Genomic DNA, 19,197 nt, shown 5'->3' on the forward strand with positions numbered 1-19,197 from the left:
TTGATTGGTATGTTTTTACTATTCAAAAGGATATTTCATACCCCATTCATTTCTAACATCATTCAAGATATGTGCTACGTCATGTGACAAGTCCAATTGACCATCATCCTGACCATTATCGATATATCTTTGCATATCTGCCACCTCATATTGAAGGGCTTTTGTGTCATCGCCTAGTTTTATTTTATCAGTAGCTTGGGTATGAGCATCGGCCGTATAAGTAATATCAGCCTCAGTTGCACGCGGATAATTACTAATTTCAATATAACCTTTAGTACCTGAGATTACGCCTCGTTTGGGCTGTTTAGCACGCATAGAGAGTGCCATAACTGCCATTTGTTCGTCATCATTCTTCAAAATAATCCCTGACTGCTCATCTACCCCAGTTTCAAAGTATTTAACAGTTGTTAAAATATTGGTTGGTTGCTTATCTAGGAAACTTCTAGCAAAAGCAGTTGCATAACCACCAATATCTAGTAATGCTCCTCCCGCTAATTCTTTGTTAAAGAATCTATTCTTAGGATCGTAATCCTTTAAACTACCAAAATTAACTTGAACTAACTTAACTTGACCGATCTTACCCTCAGCAATCAACTTTTTAACCTGAGTGTAAAGAGGCATATGTAACAAAGTAAAACCTTCTGTCAAAATTAAATGTTTTTCTTTAGCAATTTTTTGAACCTCATCAAATTGTTGTGCATTTACCGTAATTGCTTTCTCACAAAAAACATTCTTGCCAGCATTTAAAGCTTGCTTGATATATTGATAATGATAAGTATGCGGTGTAGCAATATAAATTATATTTATTTCTGGATCATTGATCATATCCGTTGGATCTTTAAATTGATGTTTAATTCCTTTTTCCTGAGCAAATTTGGCCATTTGTTCTTCATTCATATCAGAAACACCATAAATTTCTCCATTAACAGCATTTAAAGCATCAGCCATTTCATGTGCAATCCAACCTGTACCAATCATTCCCCAATTATATTTCATAATTACATTTCTTCTTTCTTAATATGTTTAACATCATTTTCCGTCGCTAATAATGCATCGGTTACTTGGTTCTTAAAGTAAGATGTTCCTATGACTCCAGTCATTTTCGATACACTCTCATCAATTTCGTCAATCATTGACCAATCATCAAAATAACAATCAAGTAAACCATTACCATTTGTTGTTCGAACCATTCCTGCCATGTCCGTTGATTGACGAATCTTAGCAATTCCGCCTAATGTCTTTATTTGACTGATCACCTGTGGAATCGCCAAATCTAAAACCTCAAGAGTTAATTGAACTTTTGGATTCAAAACTTCAGTAAATTTTTCCTGAGGAGCCAAAATAATATATCGATCTGCCAAATTAGCATACAATTTTTCAAAAGTATGAATCCCACCATTACTCTTTAATGCTCTTAAATGATGATCCAAACTGTCACAACCATCAAAAGCTAGATCAAACTTAGTAACCTGTTCTAAGGGAACAACAGATATATTTAATTCCTGACAAAGAGTTCGGGTTGCTTCTGAAGGACTAGATACTTTGACTCCGGAAATATTTAAAGCTTTGACCAATCTACCAACCGTTCTACCTCCACCAAAGCTAACTGACATACCTGGTTTTATCATACTTTTGGCCGTTTCAATTAATTGTTCCATTTTAGCTCCTTTTAGAAATAAATTTTCATATAAATATATTATCTGAAATTCATTTTCATAATAAGATAAAAAAAATACCCTGTCAAGCAGGATATTAAATTTTTCGATCAGAAATTAATTCTTCATGTTTTGTTATTCTATCCAGTGTTCCTTTATCTTGTCCAATTAATAACAAAAAGATAGCTTCTATTACAGTTGAAGCAGCGATTCTTGAGAAATAGTATTCAGATTGGAAAACCTGTTCACGGACATAAGTTTTTAAATGGATATCGGCTTTTTGTGCAATAGGTGAATCATCCCGATTAGTAATAGCAATCACCTTAATATTACGCTTACGTGCCACATCAATTTGCTTTATCAGAGACCTTGATTCACCTGAATTAGAAATGACAATTAAACTATCCTTCGAATTCATATTTAAGGTTTGAGCAATTGACGTTTCAAAGGCTGGATCACTAATTGCTAATAATCCTATTTGATTGAACTTATAAACTGCATCAATTGCGACTGGATAGGTATTACCTTCAGCAACCACTTGAATTAACTGTGATTTCTTTATAATATCCAATAATTCATTAATCATTTTAGTAGATAGATTCTTTAAAGTATTGTTTATTTCTATATTTTTATTGTCAGCAATGTTTTTTAATGAAGATTGAATGTCATCATCAATCGTTCCCGATACATTCTCCGCCTCTGATACTTGTGCTAAACGAGTTTTTAACTGATGAAATCCGTCAATATTAAGATTTTTACAGAATCTAGAAACAGATGCCTCACTTACCAGTGACTTTTTTGCTAATTGAGAAATTGTATAATCAATTACTGCTTTGGATTGTTGCAATATAATTTGAGCAATCTTCTTATCTGTAGCTGACATATTTGGTAACTTATTATAAATAACATCGATTATATTTTGCATTTAAATTTACCTCTATCTACATTCTATCAAATTTAGACAGCAAAAAAGCCTGCTAATAAACAGGCTGCTGCGATATTTATAAGTATGATAAATATCAACTTCTTTCTTTTTTAATTGAGCTACGGGGAATAGCTCTTTTAATTTAACTTTATATCTTTTAGGGGGGAGATATATTAAAGTTTTTTATTTGTGTTATAGGGGATTAAATTTTCTAAATTATATATATGTTTTAAGGGTTTTATTTCTATTCATTGTTTTCAATAATTATCTATTTAAAGGGTTATTTCCATTTGGAAATTTATCTAACCATCCTGTCACCTCTTCGTCTTTGACTATGTTTAAATAATAACTTCCAAATACGAATATATTTATAACAATATATGAAGAATATTTGAAGATTCCACAAATGCAAAAAAAGAACCATCCCGAAGGATGATTCTACGTGAATGATTTTAATTTTGAATTTATACTATAGAACCTTAACAGCGAATGAAGGCATGAAGTAACCTGAGATTGTTGAAATCTTAACTGATTCGCCAGGTTGTGGTGCAGCAATATATTGGTTGTTACCTAAGTAGATACCTACATGGTAAGTTGAACCTTTGCTACCCCAGAACAACAAGTCTCCAGCTGATGCTTGAGAAACAGCTTCTTGTGTACCAGCACCTTCTTGAGCTACAGTGTATGAACCAATACTCTTACCAGTTGCTTGTTGGTATACGTATGATGTGAAACCTGAGCAGTCGAAACCTGAAGGAGTCTTACCACCCCATACATATGGTGTACCTAAATATTGTTTAGCAGTACTGATAACACTGTCGGCTGTTGCAGTTGTATCTGATGATTCTGCAGCTGCTTGTGTAGTTGCTGACATATCTGTAACATCATTAGCATTAACCCATTCGTTTGTACTTACTTGATACCATGTATTACCTTGATCATCTTTAACAGCTTGTCCAACAGCCCATGGTGTATTTGCGGCTAAAGCACGGCCAGTACTTTTTGCATCTGCTGATGGTGTTGAATACAAAGCTGACAATGTCTTTGTACGTACGGCAGTAGGTGCATCTGATAAAATTTGTGTAGCAGCTTTTGTAGTTGTAGCATTTGATAGACCTAAGCCTGTAACTGCTAAAGCAGCAGCAGCTGTAAATGAAACAAGACTCTTTTTAACATTAGTATTCAAAATTGAAATCCCCCGTAATGGTTTGTTTTTTTTATTTTTTAAATTTTTATTAATTTCTTATCACTCAACGATGACTATATTACTCTCTGAACATTGCAGAAATGTTACAACAATTGTATAAGAATGTTACACTTTATTATTCACAATCATAAAAAGCTCTAACCACAGCATTACCAATGGTTAGAGCTTCCTTGTGAAAAAACAATTTAGTTGATTTTTTCTTTTTTTAGTATTTTGTTAACGTTTTCTTTAGTTATTTCTATATTATTATTAATAATTTTATAGCATTTTCCTTCTAACTCCATCGGCATTTGTAAATCCCGATGGAATTCTTCACTGTTAATTCGTGCTTTTAACCGTGAAATCTCATCACCACGTTTTGTTAATCTTCTGGTAACGGTATCTAGGTCAACTTCTAGAAAGATAACAACGGCTTTCTCCCCATATTTCTTTTTATAAGAAACTGCTCCCTTTGTATCAACAACAATACTTGCCGAGTCATATTCTTTCCAAGTTTTATTTAGACTTTCTTCTGAAGAACCATACCAATTTCCACTATATTCCACTTTTTCCAAATAATGATTTTTCAAAAAGCTTTCTTTTGTCTCAAAATAATAATCTACGCCGTCTTTTTCTCCTGCACGTGGTAATCTAGTAGTGTGAGTTATAACACTAGGTATATGATAGGTATTTTGTAAATATTTGCTAATTGTTGTTTTCCCAGTTCCACTCGCTCCAGTGATAACAATAATTTTTTTATTCATTATGGGGCTCCTATATTTGAAATATTTCTTCTACTATATTATTATACTAGTCTGTTAAGTAATTAATCCGAGGAGAATTGACATATGAAAATTGAAGATTTAAAAGTTGGCACTGTTTACGATTGCTCCGTTGATGAAGATATGGATTATCCTTTCCAAGGTAAAGTTGAAAAGATTTACGAACATTCAGCTTTGATGGAAATTGTTAAAAATGATCCTAAAGATAATTCTAATAAGATGGAATTAAATAATAAGATCGTTGTAAGTATCAAAAAGATCAAGAAAGCTAAATAATTATTATTACAGCAGAAATTCCTTTTGGAATTCTGCTTTTTTTTATTTTATCATTGGAAAAAGTCCTTAAGCTACCAATATTATCATTTATATCAAGAAATAATATCCTTATATAAAAAAACAGTCTGTATTGCTATCAATTTTGTCTTTTCAAACAGGATTGACAATCAATACAGACTATTTTAATTAAATAATATATAACAGGTATTTATTCTAGAACAAAAGTCGAATTACTTTTCAACATTAATAAACGATCTTGCTGGCACTCTCAATACACGATATTCCATTGCATAGCGATTAGCTTTTAATCCTAAACCATTTTTAAAGTTATTTTTATATTTAGCGTGTACCGTAATAACATAGGCATCTTGATATCTATTATCCATTTTACGAATTTTCTTCATTGGCCAATCCAAATGAACTCCTGATACGGTAAAAGGTAATGTCGCATCTGAGATAACTGCATTACGGCTAGAAACAGTATATTTCGAATTATTCAACCAATATTGATATACATCATTGGGTGAATTTGATTCTTTTTTGTCTATTTTAACGTAATATCCCTGTCCATCCATAGTTGTTTGAACGATCATTGGATCATATTTATATGTAACCGCAACCTCATTTTTATCTGTTAAATCAACCTTTGTGAATAAACTTGTATATAACAAACCACTTACAGCTAAAATCACAACTACGATTTCTAATAGGTCAGTTAAAATTGTACCCCAAGTAATTTTAGCTTTTTCTACAACCAAAATTTTTAAATGACGATTTCTAATATTAAATACTACAAAGATCAATAGTGCTATTACAATAATCCATGCAATAATTCCCACAAAATTCCAAGAACTCATAGTTTTCTCCCAACTAAAATTAATTGTCTTAAACACTTAATAACTCTATAATAGTCATTACGCTAATTTTACCACGAATCGAAAAATTATTTAAAATTGTAATACGAAACGATACAAAATGTGCGGGTACATACGTTTGCAGGTGATTTATAATGACGACATAACCACGCTATATCGTGTATCATTCGTTATATCAGACACAATATATTGTGTTTATTATTTTAAATGATTATACTAATTGAGAATAGATCGAGAGGAAGTAATCTTATGAACAACGTAATCGTATATAGTAAAAATAATTGCATGCAATGCCGCATGACAAAGAGATATTTGAAAGAACATCATGTTTCTTTTGAAGAAAGAAATATCAATCAAGATCCTCAATATCTTGATACACTCAAACAACAAGGTTTCCAAAGTGTTCCCGTCGTTATGAACGGTGAAATGGACCCAATCGTGGGCTTTAGACCAGACAGTCTAAAGGAGCTTGCTGACTAATGAAAGAAATAGCTTATTATTCAATCACTGGTCAGACAAAACGTTTTGTTAATAAGCTTGGAATAGAAGGTTACGAAATAACAGATGCCGATCCTTTTTATCAGATGGAGCGGCCTTTTATTCTTATTGTGCCTGCTTATGATGATGACATGATGGATCCAGTTATTGATTTTCTACAATATAAAGATAATGCTAAAAATTGTGTCGGCATAGCTGGCGGTGGTAATCGTAATTTCAATACACTATACAATCACACCGCTAAAGACATAGCTGCTGCACTAAATGTACCTGTTGTTTTCCAATTCGAGTTCAACGGTACCCAAAAAGATGTCGAAAAATTTAAGAAAGTAGTGAATGAAATTGGGATTAAATAATCTAGATGTAACTAAGCTTAATTACTTCAAATTAAATAATGAAATTAACATCCCTATTGACGATAAAATTCCTTTAAATAAAGACAAGGAAGCCGTTGAGGCCTTCTTTAAAGAAAACGTTGAACCAAATACCATGAAATTTGATACCTTTAAGGATCATATCGACTATCTTATTAATGGTGATTTTATTGAAAAATCAGTTATCGATAAATATCCTCATGAATTTATCGAAAATCTTTATCAAGAATTGTTAGATCAACATTTTCAATTCCAATCATTCATGGCTGCGTATAAGTTTTATAACCAATACGCCTTAAAAACAAATGATGGTGACTTTTATCTCGAAAATTACGAAATGAGAATTCTTTTTAATGCCCTTTTATATGCCAATGGAGCTCAAGATTTAGCCAAGAGCTTAGCTACTGAAATGATTGCTCAGCGCTATCAACCAGCTACCCCATCATTTTTGAATGCTGGTCGTAAACGCCGTGGTGAATACGTTTCCTGCTTCCTACTTCAAGTTACTGACGACATGAATAGTATTGGACGCACCGTTAACAGTGCTCTTCAACTATCCAGAATTGGTGGTGGCGTGGGTATTACTCTATCAAACCTTCGTGAATCTGGATCACCAATTAAAGGTGTAGACAACTCTTCTTCCGGTGTTTTACCTGTTATGAAATTACTAGAAGATAGCTTCAGCTATAGTAATCAATTAGGTCAAAGACAAGGTGCTGGTGCTGTCTATCTAAATGTTTTCCATCCCGATATTATTGAATTCTTATCCGCAAAAAAAGAAAATGCCGACGAAAAAATCCGTGTTAAGACTCTATCTCTTGGTGTAATTGTTCCTGACAAATACTATGAATTAGTTCGTAATAACCAAGATATGTACTTATTCAGCCCTTATTCAGTTGAAAAAGTATATGGCGTTCCTTTTTCATATATTGATATTACTGAAAAGTATGACGAAATGGTCCAAGACGATCGTATTAAGAAATATAAGATTTCAGCTCGTGAATTAGAAGATGAAATCAGTAAACTACAACAAGAATCAGGCTATCCGTACGTTCTAAATATCGATACTGTTAATCGTGCTAATCCAATTGATGGTAAAGTAATCATGAGTAATTTATGTACTGAAATTCAACAAGTTCAAGTACCTTCAGAGTTAAACGATGCTCAAGAATATACTAAATTGGGAACTGACGTTAGTTGTAATCTAGGTTCAACCAATATTCTAAATATGATGCAAAGTCCTGATTTTGGTAAGTCTATTCGCTCAATGACTCGCGCTTTGACTTTTGTTAGTGATGCCTCAAATATTACCGCTGTTCCGCCTGTTGCTAATGGTAATAAAAAGAGCCATTCAATCGGTCTAGGTGCCATGGGATTACATACATATTTGGCTTGTCATCATCTTGAATATGGTTCTCCTGAAGCAATCGAATTTATTAATGTCTACTTTATGCTCTTAAATTATTGGACACTTGTAGAAAGTAACAATATTGCAAAAGACAGACATGAAACTTTTGACAACTTTGAGAAATCAACTTATGCAGATGGTTCTTATTTTGATAAATATGTAAAAAATAGTTTTGCTCCAAAACTTGATGCAGTTAAAAACCTATTTGATGATATTTTTATCCCCGAACCTAGTGATTGGGAAGAACTAAAAGAGAAGGTTATGAATGACGGCCTTTACAACGCCTACAGAATGGCTGTAGCACCAACTGGTTCTATCTCATATATCAATAACACAAGTGCTAGTTTACAACCTGTAACACGCTTAGTTGAAGAAAGACAAGAAAAGAAAAATGGTAAATTATATTTTCCTGCACCATTTTTAAGTAACGATACTATTAAATACTACAAGTCAGCCTATGACACTGATATGAGAAAAGTTATCGATACTTACGCTTCAGCTCAAGAACATATTGATCAAGGAATGAGCTTAACCTTATTCATGCGTTCCGAAATCCCAGCTGGTTTATATGACTGGAAAGCTGCTGACGATACTAAACAAACTACTCGTGATCTAAGTATCTTGCGTAACTATGCTTACTATAAGGGTATTAAATCACTTTACTATGTCAGAACATTTACCGAGAACAATGATGAGATCGGTAGCAACGAATGTGAAAGCTGCTCAATCTAGGAGGAAATTTTTATAATGGTTGAAACGTATTATAAATCAATGAACTGGAATAAATTGGAAGATCAAATTGATAAGGAGACTTGGGAAAAACTAACTTCTCAGTTTTGGTTAGATACACGTATTCCACTTTCAAACGACTTGGATGATTGGCGCACCTTAAGTCCTGCAGAACAAACCGTTGTTGGACATGTTTTTGGTGGTTTGACATTATTAGATACACTCCAATCACAAGATGGTATCCAAGCCATGTTAAAAGATGTTCGAACTCAAGCCGAAACAGCAGTTTTCAATAACATTGAATTCATGGAATCAGTTCACGCCAAGAGTTATTCATCAATCTTTAGTACTTTAAATACAGCTGAAGAAATTGATGAAATCTTTGACTGGACTGACCATAATGAATACCTTCAAAACAAAGCTAAATATATTAATGATATTTATCAAGGCGATGATCCTCTTAAGAAGAAAGTGGCTAGTGTATTTCTTGAAAGTTTTCTTTTCTATTCAGGCTTTTATACTCCTCTTTATTATCTTGGTAACAATAAATTAGCTAATGTGGCTGAAATAATTAAATTAATTATTCGCGATGAATCCGTCCACGGAACTTATATTGGTTATAAATTTCAACTAGGCTTCAATGAACTTAGCGATGACAAAAAGTCGGAATTAAAGGATTGGATGTATGATCTTCTTTACTCGCTTTATGATAATGAAGAAAAATACACTAAGACTTTATATAAAGAAGTTGGTTGGGTCGATGAAGTTATGGTATTTCTTCGTTATAACGCCAACAAGGCTCTGATGAATCTTGGTCAAGAGCCACTCTTCCCTGATGGCAATGCTGAAGATGTCAATCCCATCGTTATGAACGGTATCTCAACTGGAACAAGTAATCACGATTTCTTCTCTCAAGTTGGTAATGGTTACTTAATGGGTAAAGTTGAAGCTATGAAAGATTCTGATTACGATATTGGACGTACTGGTGACAATAAAACTCCTGATGACAAATCATTATTTGATAAGGTTAAAAAGTTAAAATAATATACAAAAAGGCGCTAGTTCGAATGAACTAACGTCTTTTTTGTATGCTGATTATTCGGTTATATTAATAAAAAGTTTTTTAGAAAGATTTTCTAAAGTATCCCATTCTTCTTTAGTGAATCCACTTTTTTCAACCATAATTTCTGGTAAGCTGTTAATCGCTTCTCTTTTTTTCTTGCCTTTTTCGGTCAGACAAACATTAACTACCCTCTCATCCGACTTACTTCGCTGACGAATAACTAAATTATCACTTTCCATTCGTTTCAATAAGGGTGTTAAAGTACCCGAATCAAGCGATAACTGGGCCCCTAAATCTTTTACAGAGAGTTCTTTATATTGATAAAGCGAAACAAGTACCAAATATTGTGGATAGGTTAATCCATTTTTACTTAATCCATCATGATATAACTTTTGAATTGCACGTGATGTAGCATAAAGAGAAAAACACAAATGATCATCTAATGGAATTGGTTTACTAGTATCTACAAGCATTTTAATTCCTCCTATCCATGTAATTACTTTGTATTCTAATCCTATTATAAAAAATTGTAAATCATTCTATTTTACACAACTTAATAATTATTTTTATTTATAATTATGTAATTTTGTTGTTTATAATATATAAAAATACAATACTTTTTAAATCATTATTACGTGTTTGTAATCGTTTTATTTGTTAAACTGGCTTTGAGAAGCGAAGTCTACGAGGGGAATTAGTTTAACTATGAAACGAATAAGTATCTTTAGACATATCCTACTATCCTTATTTGGATTTATAATCCTAATAAACTTTACCAATTCACAATTTATCCAAATAACTAAAGCTGACAATGCTGATTTCCAAACAGCATTAGCTAAGACTCCCAAAGGATTGAATTGGTCTAATAACGCCTTTGTCTTAGCTGATTTTCAAAAAGCAGCTTATCAAAGAGGGAAAGAATTCACACCAATAATTGATGTCTTAAATTCTTCTGCAGAACCTAGTTTAATTAATAATGCCAAAATAATTCAATCGACTAATCCTAATGCCCCTAACACAAGTGTCATTCAAATGACAAACAACATTAACCAAACTGGAGCTGTTTGGAGCAATATGGAAAATAGTAATTATTTTGATATTAGAGAGAAGCAAAAAGCCTCTATGTGGATTTACTTTGGATCAGTAAATCCACAAGATAGGTATAATGCTGATGGTATGGCATTTGTCCTACATAATGATCAAAACAAAGAAAATTCAATTGCAATTTCGGCTGACGGTTTCCCAGTTAACGGACAATCTCTTGGTGTTTGGGGAGCCGATTGGAATCCTCAAAATATGGATAAACCTGAAGCTTTAGCTAAAACTGCTATTCAAAACAGCTGGGCTTTAGAATTTGATACATATGTTAACTATACTAAACCAACCTCTACTGCTCAAAACCATGAAGGTCGTGCCTTTGATTACGATAAAATCGGAGATATTGGTGCCACGGCTAAGCATATTGCTGGTAACTACCCTGCCTTAAAAAGTACTTATATCAGTGATTATAGCTTCCCTAATTTCTTCAAACTAGATCATGGTAATAACTACAAAATAAGACCGAATCTTGTTGACAGTAACTGGCACCATGTCACAATTACTTGGGATCCCGACATTAATTATCCATTCGTTCAAAAGGGTACATTGAAATATGTTTACAATGATAAAGATCCCGATACTGGTTTACCGATTACCGATGACGTTGTAACTGCTTCTTTTCCACTTGATACAACTAAATTTGGATTAACTGATGTCAATAATAAATTATATTGGGGATTCACCGGTTCAACTGGTTCATCTTCTGAAAATAATTTAATAGCTTTCGAATCGATTCCATCATTTGTTGGTGCTGATGTAGATTCAAAAATCTATGATGACACAAATGGTGGTAAGGAGATCAGCGACAGCTATAATACAGTTGATCCAAATGCTAATATCAGGTATCAATACACTTTAAAATATAATGGTTGGTCAAGAGATTGGAACAACATCAATGCAATCATGGGGGTTCCTAATTATGTTCACTTTACCAGTGGTACCGTAACCTACCCAAATTCTCCTACTAACAAAGAACCTCGTCCTATTCCCTCAGAACTTTTCTCGGATAATGCCACTAATATTACTCATTTATTGCCTGAAGGACTTAATTCTACTAATACTGAGGCGATTATTGATCTGAAAGGCTATACTGAAAAAACAGCCACAACTACCTTGACTGTTCCTTCAGCTCACACTTCTTTTGAAGGCGACAATCTTATTACTGATGCTAATACGAAATCATTTAAAATTCATCCCAGATTATTAAGTCTAGATAGTAGTTCAACTGATCCTATAAAAGTTCGAGAAAAAGAAAACGCAATTGTTCCTGGTCAAGTTACCTACATTGGCAATACTACTAATCCAAATTATACTTCAATGGTAGTTCACCAAACATTAAACGGAAAGACTACAACCTTAGGAAATATTATCAATAGTTCTGGCAAATTTAATTTAAATATTGATAGCAGTTTGCTAGATAAAATCAATACACTTTCTTTCTATGTAACTGATAGTAGTGGAAATACCAGCAACACAGTAACAAGGCAAATTTTAGTTGGTGGTTCAGTTACCTTCGGAACGGTTCAGCCAAGTGTCTCTTTTAAACCAACTAACGGTTCTTATACCGATAAGGTTCTTCCACGATTAGATCAATGGCAAATTGACGTAGTCGATAGTAGGGAAAAGGGCAGTCAATGGACCGTTCAAGCTAACGCAACCAACTTGATAAACAAAGATAAAGTACCATTAAAGGGTAATCTGTTCTACCGGGATCATAGTGGAAAAGACTATAATCTCGCTAGTAATATCAATGTTGCCAATAATACAAAAGATACCGATGCTATTGAAACAAAAAATATTACCGATTCTTGGAAAAATAATAACGGTATACTTTTATTAATGAAAAAGGGAAACAAAGCTGGTCAATACGAAGGAACAATAAATTGGTCACTTGTAGATTCTCTACAAAATAACTAAGATCCATGCGTATAGGCTATTGCAGGCCATATTAGTTTATCTAAATTCTTAAATACATTAAAAATAGTCTGTATTGATATGAAACTGTGTTCTTTATTAAACACAGTCGATAATCAATACAGACTATTTATTTGATTAACTAATTAACTAATTAACTACGATATCCCATGAACATCGCAAACATTAAAATAACTAAAACTATAGTAGTAATTACGACATAAAGCGTATCGTGTTCTTTGTAAAAAGCATAAATTGAAACAACAACTCGTAATACTGGTGTCAAAATCAACAAAAAGACACCAGACATAATAACCGCATATGATTTACCAGCTGCTAATCCATTAAAAATGGCTGAGAATCTTCTAGGAAAACTATTTCCAACATAACCACTACCATTCATGAAATACAAAGCAACCCCAATCAAAATAACAATTGCCGAGATACTAACACCAATACGTAAAATTTTACCAATGATTAATTCAACTTTTCGAGTTTCTTCATGTGATTGCATTAGATATTCACCCCAAATCCTTTAAGAGCCATCTGTAATCCCATGTAAAGAATAATAGGAATAAAGATCATTCTAATAATTCTAGGCTTCAAGAATTGCATCAAACGGGCACCAATTGTGGCACCAACTAAAACTCCAATTGCCAATGGTCCAGCAATATCAGGACGAATTGAACCATTAAAGAAGTAAACCGTTGCACTAGCTGCGGCAGTAACTCCCATCATCAAATTACTTGTAGCACTTGATGGTTTTAAAGGCATTTTCATAATTGTATCCATAGCGATAACCTTAAATGCACCACTACCAATACCAAGCAGTCCACTAGCTAACCCTGCTGCCCACATCATGACAAAACCACCAGGAACATTTTTCATAGAATAATCAATTTGCTTTTGTTCAGCTTTGTCATAATAAGTGCTTGCTAACTTAAATTTTTCAACTACCGGGTCAGATCCAGTATAAACACCTTCACCTTTTTTACTAAAAAGTTTTCTTATCATATTATAAGTTGAATACAATAAGAAAAATCCGAATAAGACATATAAAAAGCTACTTGAAAACACTCCAACCAGTAAAGCACCCATAATAGCACCAACAGTTGTAGCAATTTCCAAAAACATAGCAACACGCAAGTTCAACATATCATCTTTCAAATAGGCAATCGTAGAACCAGAACTTGTTGCAATAACGGAAATGATACTAGCACCGATCGCATACTTAATATCTAATCCCATCATGATGGTTAGTACCGGAGTAATAATCATTCCGCCACCAATCCCCAAAATTGCACCAAGACATCCAGCCACTACACCCATAACTAAAAGCAGTAGCATTGAATTCATTATTTTTCCTCTTTCTCTACGTCTTCTTTATTAGAAAAGTTCTCTAAAGAAACTTCGTAGTTACTCTTCATTATATCCATTGTATGTTTTATTTCATCATTTTCTAAGTCATTTTCTGAAATTAGATCAATATGAAACTTAGAAGCATTCAAATAATCACAATTAGTTGAAAGATAAATTTTAGTATCTGTCTCTGCATCATCATCAAAAAAATGAGTAACTTTCTTTGCATCATCAAAAGGCAAATTAATAATACCTGTTTCTAAGTAAAAATTAATTTCAAATTCAGCGTCGGCTACATGAATCATAATTTGTGAAAGTTTATTATCAGCAGTATCCTTTTCGATTTGTTCCTTAGCTTTATTTATTGACCAGAGGTCCTCCTGAAGCAAATCATCTTTACTAATTTCTAGACTAGTTTGGTTGAATTTTCCTTCTTGAATATTTTCAATAAAATCAGCAACTTTAATTTTCATATTTCTCTCCTAAAGATATTTTTTTAAAAAGTTTTCCACAGTGTTTCGATAATTCTTGGAATCTATATAATAGCTTCTTATATGTACCCCAAGGCTTTCATAGCTCATTTCAGGGAATTTTCCACATGTGGATAACTTATTTTTCATTTCAAATGGTACTGTAAAATCATTTTTCCCATGCATAAATAGCACAGGTAATTTATTCTTGCTTAATGCTTTTTGACAATCAGCTTTCTTATAAGAAAACCCTGCACGGATTTTCGACACCAGTGAAATACCAGCTATCAACCAGGTACCTTTAATATGATACCTCTTTTGACAATGATAACTTAAAATATCAGTAGCACTGGTATAGCCGGAATCTTCAATTATTAGTTTAACATTCTTTGGCAACTCATAACCTGAAGCAAGCATTACAGTTGCCGCTCCCATCGAAGCACCAAATAAAATTATTTTATCATGTGGATGAAATGATTGGACTTTTTTTATCCAATCTATTAAATCCAAACTTTCAATGTAACCAAATCCTAAATAATTTCCTTCACTTTTGCCTGCTGCTTGATTGTCAATTTGCAGAACATTGCACCCCAACTGATCGAACAATTGAGCATGAACATTAAGTGAATTATGATCGACTCCAAAACCATGAACCATAATAACTGTCACTGGTTTTTTATTGTTAGTAAACCATCCAAATAATTTACTCCCGTTATAAGTGGAATTAATTGTCCATTCTTCTTTGGACTTCTTTAAAAACTCAACCGTTTTACTTTCTAGTCCTTCATCCATCTTTACTTTAGGTGCTTCTGATCCTAAAGCCTTTGAACCCCTCTTTTGAATATATAAAAAAAAGGCGTTCAGAATTAGAACGACTAGTAATAACAATATCAACAAAATAATTATCATGATATTCCCTCACTTATGCTAATTCTTTAACGCCTATCATTGCAACAGCAACGATAATCATTGAAATTGTGATACTAACAAACAATGTTGAAAAGGATAATGCAGTAATAATCAAACTACCCGCATATGGACCAATAGCACGTCCCAATGAACCGAAAATACTATAGAAACTTTGAAAAGCTCCCCGATTTTTATTAGTAGACATCTTACTTAACAACGCCGGAATCGTTGGGAAAACCATTGATTCACCAACTGTCAAAATCAACATACTTATAACATAGGCCAAATATGATTTAGCAGATGGCAACAATAGAAATGATGATCCCATAATTACGGTTCCTAAAAAGATTTGATATTTCAATAGTTTGAAGACTTTAGATACTACTCGATTCATCACTGGCTGGATAATCAATAGTGATGCCGCATTAATTGTAAATACCAGTCCATATTCTCGTGTTGTATAGCCTTGATCTAACATATAGGCAGATAAATTACTATCCCATTGTGAATATCCCAACCATACAATAAAGATTGATGCACAAATGATTACTAAATTTACATTAAATCGGCTTGAACCAATTGCAATCTTAGGATCAAGTGTATCACTGCTTTTCACATAATTAGACTCATTGACGGGACTTTCATGTTCTTCAACATGATCCAAAACATCGGCCTTTAATAATAAAATTACGGCACTTAAAACAAATAATAACATTGGAATGAAGAAAGTGAAAAAGATACTCCATTTGAATATGAAACCAACTGCTGTGGATCCAATTGCAATACCAATATTAGCTGCTAAGTACATATTATTGAATATTACTCGACTATTGCCCGACATTTGTTCAGCAATAAAGGCTGTATAGGCATTAACAGCCGTATACACTAATCCCATTCCAAATCCTAAAATGAACAACATAATTGCATATGTTGGCCATACATGATGTACAGACATACCTAATAACGATATGATCGATATTCCATAACCAATGTATAACGTTCCACGTTTTGAAAAACGATCAAACATTATACCTCCTAAAGCATTACCAATCATCATAAATGCTGAATAAACCATCAACGCAAAACCAGCTGTCACTAGTGATTCATGCAAGTTTTTATGAATAAAAATCGTATTAACTGGCAATATAAATCCCATTACCAAATTGAATGTGATATTTAAAATCAATAACCATATTCTTTGAGCGCGCATCTTTCTCACCTCTTCTTTATATTTTTTTCAATAAAAAAACCATGGCTCAAATCACCATGGTTTTAGCGGTAGTACTCAAGATGAGTAAATAGATTCCGGTTCACATCCAGTTTCTATAGATATCCCTCACAAATCCGGTGAGTAGTGCTTGATACCCTACCATCATAAGTGCCGTCCAAATTCGACGGCTCTCGACTCATCGCACAACCTGTATCATAATATATTCTGAAAATAGTTGCAACACTTTTCATTAAAGATTTGGATTCTCTCTTACTTTTTCTTCGGTCCAAATCTTATAAATTAGATTCAATAAGCCTCCCATTTGACCATCGACTCCATTGTACATCCAACGATAAATGCAGACATCTTTTTTCATTTCATCTTTTGGCGGGTTAGCACTGTTAGCCGTTACGATAATATCGGCATCTTTAGGATCACTGACAATTTTAGCATATGGCAATGATTGTAACGTCACAGAAAGATCCGAATAGACCAAGAAGAATGACTCTAACTCTAGATATACCTTAACTTGAATGTTCTTATTGTATAGTGAGAAGAAACGATAAGCTATTGCATAAATAGCCTCAGAAATTTGCTTAGATTTACCCGTTAATGATTGATACTTGTCACGCAACATTAAATGTTGAACGGTTGAATAGATTTTACTTTCAAGACCTTCATCATTTAACTTGCTGATAGCATCTCCAAAACCTGAATATAAATTCAGAATTTCAATATAATTATGGTCAAGTGCTAAAACACCGATAATACATGTTGTTAAATTATATTTATATCTCAAAAATTCCTTATGTGACATAGCCATATCTGAAATCGTTTGTTCAACATCAATTGGAATCAGCTCCAAGAAATCATCAATGAAATTGGCAAACAATGGATTATATCTAACCAATTGTTTAGAAACTGATTGTAGATAATCATTTGATACTTCAAATGTTGCTGGCACACACATCAATAGAATATAAAAATCAGCTGACTGGAACATTTGCTCTTCATAGCTAACGTCCTCTTTAATAGCGCGCTTTAATTCTCGCACTTTCTTGCTGCCTGTATCTCCTTCGAGCATAGATCCAGCACTCTCAAAAATATTAGGAAACGGATAATTGATAACATTTAAAGCATCCATGTTCTGTACATGATTACCTTCTATTATCCGATATAAATGTGCCATAACAACATAAGCATAAAACATCTTAGTAATATAATTAGTTGGCTTTAAACGATACTTATCCAAAGCAATGTCGACTACTTTAAATGCAACTTTTTGTGTGAAATCTTCAAAAGGCCACATATATCCCCTAGTAGCATTCCAATACAAGGCAGCAACAGCCAAACGGATAGATTCCTCGTCTCCAACGAAGCGCATAGGTTCGTAGGCAATCCTGACACCAAAACGCTTTAGATACCCTCTCATTGGCTTTAAATGACGTAGAACCGTAGCCTTGCTACTTTCCAATGATTCATAAAAATGTTTAAATGAATCTTCCTTATTTTTGACGATTGCATCTAGGAACAAATAACCATCCGAATTGGTCGTCAAATAAGCATGATAAGCATCTCTAGTTATACCAAACATTTCTTCAGTAGAATATTTTTCTTTACCAAGAATTTTTTTAAAGTCATCTTGGATTCCCAAAAAAGTATTATAGATACTACCATAACTTTTATTCATTTGATAAGCAGCCTTACGTAGGTTGATATCTTTAACCTTAATATCACGGTTACGATAAGTACCTATAAGATCCGCACTAGCTAACTGTGTAGTTCTAATTAATTTAATCTTATTAAATAGTTGTATTTTTTCTATTTCCGATTTTGATAGAAATAAGTCAGTAAAGCTATCCAAAAACTCCACCCCCGTAGATGAGATTAACTCTATTATAATAGAATCCATTCAATTTATTTTAAAATATTTGTATTATTATAAACAACTTTTTGTCGTGACAATCGAATAAAATAAATTACTCGATTAATTAGATAAGATATTTATAGAAATATGAATATATTTTGTTCTATCTATACCAATAAGTTATTTTACGCCTTATTTTCAATAAGTATAGCCCTTGAACGGTACTCAATTGGCAAAAAAAACAAATTTCATAAAAAAGAAAAGGATAATTGAATAATATTCAAAATTGTTTTTAAATCCTATATAAAAAATTATATATTTAGTTTTATTCATTCCTATATCTCTACTAAAGTATAAGCATAATTTATTGGTTCCTTTCTTTCATAGTTTTCATAAATATATATTCTTTCATTATTTATTTGGAAATTAAATGCACAAAAAAAGGACTGAATCTCTTCAGTCCTTTCATCGTTAGCGTGGCAGCTCCCTATCCTCGCGGGTAGTTTCCCACCAACTACTTTCGGCGCGGAGAAGCTTAACTTCTGTGTTCGGCATGGGAACAGGTGTATCCTTCTCACTATCGCCACCACACGCTAATT

Annotated in this window: 19 protein-coding genes and 1 rRNA gene; 6 read left to right on the forward strand and 14 right to left on the reverse strand. The window is 33.0% G+C overall.

What is annotated here, in order from left to right; translation table 11 throughout:
• Nucleotides 1-18 precede the first annotated feature (18 nt).
• The 5 genes from CBP76_RS03180 to CBP76_RS03200 all read right to left on the reverse strand — a co-directional run bounded on the left by CBP76_RS03180 (nucleotide 19) and on the right by CBP76_RS03200 (nucleotide 4,530).
• Nucleotides 19-999: a Gfo/Idh/MocA family protein gene (locus CBP76_RS03180; protein WP_102195484.1), complete on the reverse strand. Its 981-nt coding sequence runs from the start codon at nucleotides 997-999 to the stop codon at nucleotides 19-21.
• Nucleotides 999-1,658, reverse strand: a complete 660-nt coding sequence (locus CBP76_RS03185) for a ribose-5-phosphate isomerase A (protein ID WP_102195485.1) — start codon at nucleotides 1,656-1,658, stop codon at nucleotides 999-1,001. The genes CBP76_RS03180 and CBP76_RS03185 overlap by 1 nt, the downstream gene beginning before the upstream one ends.
• Nucleotides 1,659-1,752: 94 nt before the next feature.
• Entirely contained in the window at nucleotides 1,753-2,580 is an 828-nt protein-coding gene (locus CBP76_RS03190; RefSeq protein WP_102195486.1) for a MurR/RpiR family transcriptional regulator, read from the reverse strand.
• Between the two features lie 469 nt (nucleotides 2,581-3,049).
• Entirely contained in the window at nucleotides 3,050-3,766 is a 717-nt protein-coding gene (locus tag CBP76_RS03195) for a C40 family peptidase (protein ID WP_102195487.1), read from the reverse strand.
• A 206-nt stretch (nucleotides 3,767-3,972) separates the two neighbouring features.
• Nucleotides 3,973-4,530, reverse strand: coding sequence for a guanylate kinase (locus CBP76_RS03200; RefSeq protein WP_102195488.1), 558 nt, complete (start codon nucleotides 4,528-4,530; stop codon nucleotides 3,973-3,975).
• Between the two features lie 84 nt (nucleotides 4,531-4,614).
• On the opposite strand from CBP76_RS03200, the gene CBP76_RS03205 reads away from it, so the two are divergent.
• Nucleotides 4,615-4,824, forward strand: a complete 210-nt coding sequence (locus CBP76_RS03205) for a DUF2187 domain-containing protein (protein ID WP_102195489.1) — start codon at nucleotides 4,615-4,617, stop codon at nucleotides 4,822-4,824.
• A gap of 230 nt (nucleotides 4,825-5,054) precedes the next feature.
• Here the strand turns inward: CBP76_RS03205 and CBP76_RS03210 are convergent, their stop codons facing one another.
• Entirely contained in the window at nucleotides 5,055-5,681 is a 627-nt protein-coding gene (locus CBP76_RS03210) for an LVIS_2131 family protein (protein ID WP_102195490.1), read from the reverse strand.
• Nucleotides 5,682-5,948: 267 nt separating this feature from the next.
• Between CBP76_RS03210 and nrdH the strand changes: the two genes are divergently transcribed.
• The 4 genes from nrdH to nrdF are packed head-to-tail and all read left to right on the forward strand — an operon-like array spanning nucleotide 5,949 to nucleotide 9,752.
• Nucleotides 5,949-6,179, forward strand: coding sequence for a glutaredoxin-like protein NrdH (gene nrdH, locus CBP76_RS03215; protein ID WP_102195491.1), 231 nt, complete (start codon nucleotides 5,949-5,951; stop codon nucleotides 6,177-6,179).
• Nucleotides 6,179-6,553, forward strand: a complete 375-nt coding sequence (gene nrdI, locus CBP76_RS03220) for a class Ib ribonucleoside-diphosphate reductase assembly flavoprotein NrdI (protein ID WP_102195492.1) — start codon at nucleotides 6,179-6,181, stop codon at nucleotides 6,551-6,553. The genes nrdH and nrdI overlap by 1 nt, the downstream gene beginning before the upstream one ends.
• On the forward strand, nucleotides 6,534-8,711 hold the full coding sequence (gene nrdE / locus CBP76_RS03225; RefSeq protein ID WP_166667159.1) for a class 1b ribonucleoside-diphosphate reductase subunit alpha: 2,178 nt from the start codon (nucleotides 6,534-6,536) through the stop codon (nucleotides 8,709-8,711). Before nrdI ends, nrdE begins: the two co-directional genes overlap by 20 nt.
• Nucleotides 8,712-8,726: 15 nt before the next feature.
• Nucleotides 8,727-9,752: a class 1b ribonucleoside-diphosphate reductase subunit beta gene (gene nrdF / locus CBP76_RS03230; protein WP_102195493.1), complete on the forward strand. Its 1,026-nt coding sequence runs from the start codon at nucleotides 8,727-8,729 to the stop codon at nucleotides 9,750-9,752.
• Nucleotides 9,753-9,803: 51 nt separating this feature from the next.
• Here nrdF and CBP76_RS03235 read toward each other — a convergent pair whose 3' ends face one another.
• Nucleotides 9,804-10,244 (reverse strand): MarR family winged helix-turn-helix transcriptional regulator, encoded by a 441-nt coding sequence (locus CBP76_RS03235; protein WP_102195494.1) that lies wholly within the window; start codon nucleotides 10,242-10,244, stop codon nucleotides 9,804-9,806.
• Between the two features lie 232 nt (nucleotides 10,245-10,476).
• Between CBP76_RS03235 and CBP76_RS03240 the strand changes: the two genes are divergently transcribed.
• Nucleotides 10,477-12,786 carry an L-type lectin family protein gene (locus CBP76_RS03240; protein WP_102195495.1) on the forward strand — a complete coding sequence of 770 codons (2,310 nt, stop codon included), beginning with the start codon at nucleotides 10,477-10,479 and terminating at the stop codon, nucleotides 12,784-12,786.
• A 151-nt stretch (nucleotides 12,787-12,937) separates the two neighbouring features.
• Here the strand turns inward: CBP76_RS03240 and CBP76_RS03245 are convergent, their stop codons facing one another.
• The 7 genes from CBP76_RS03245 to rrf form a co-directional block, all read right to left on the reverse strand.
• Nucleotides 12,938-13,297 carry a DUF1634 domain-containing protein gene (locus CBP76_RS03245; protein WP_102195496.1) on the reverse strand — a complete coding sequence of 120 codons (360 nt, stop codon included), beginning with the start codon at nucleotides 13,295-13,297 and terminating at the stop codon, nucleotides 12,938-12,940.
• Nucleotides 13,297-14,139, reverse strand: a complete 843-nt coding sequence (locus CBP76_RS03250) for a sulfite exporter TauE/SafE family protein (protein WP_102195497.1) — start codon at nucleotides 14,137-14,139, stop codon at nucleotides 13,297-13,299. The genes CBP76_RS03245 and CBP76_RS03250 overlap by 1 nt, the downstream gene beginning before the upstream one ends.
• A complete protein-coding gene (locus CBP76_RS03255) occupies nucleotides 14,139-14,615 on the reverse strand; it encodes a hypothetical protein (protein ID WP_102195498.1) in 477 nt (158 codons plus the stop codon). The genes CBP76_RS03250 and CBP76_RS03255 overlap by 1 nt, the downstream gene beginning before the upstream one ends.
• Before the next feature lie 9 nt (nucleotides 14,616-14,624).
• Nucleotides 14,625-15,521, reverse strand: a complete 897-nt coding sequence (locus CBP76_RS03260) for an alpha/beta hydrolase (protein WP_102195499.1) — start codon at nucleotides 15,519-15,521, stop codon at nucleotides 14,625-14,627.
• A gap of 13 nt (nucleotides 15,522-15,534) precedes the next feature.
• Complete coding sequence (locus CBP76_RS03265) at nucleotides 15,535-16,731, reverse strand: MFS transporter (protein WP_102195500.1); 1,197 nt, start codon at nucleotides 16,729-16,731, stop codon at nucleotides 15,535-15,537.
• Nucleotides 16,732-16,981: 250 nt separating this feature from the next.
• Nucleotides 16,982-18,595, reverse strand: a complete 1,614-nt coding sequence (locus CBP76_RS03270) for a helix-turn-helix domain-containing protein (RefSeq protein ID WP_102195501.1) — start codon at nucleotides 18,593-18,595, stop codon at nucleotides 16,982-16,984.
• 477 nt (nucleotides 18,596-19,072) lie between these two features.
• Nucleotides 19,073-19,189: ribosomal RNA gene (gene rrf, locus CBP76_RS03275) — 5S ribosomal RNA — on the reverse strand.
• Nucleotides 19,190-19,197: the final 8 nt, after the last annotated feature.

The sequence above is a fragment of the Companilactobacillus nuruki genome (genome assembly GCF_002872255.1).
GTDB lineage: Bacteria > Bacillota > Bacilli > Lactobacillales > Lactobacillaceae > Companilactobacillus > Companilactobacillus nuruki.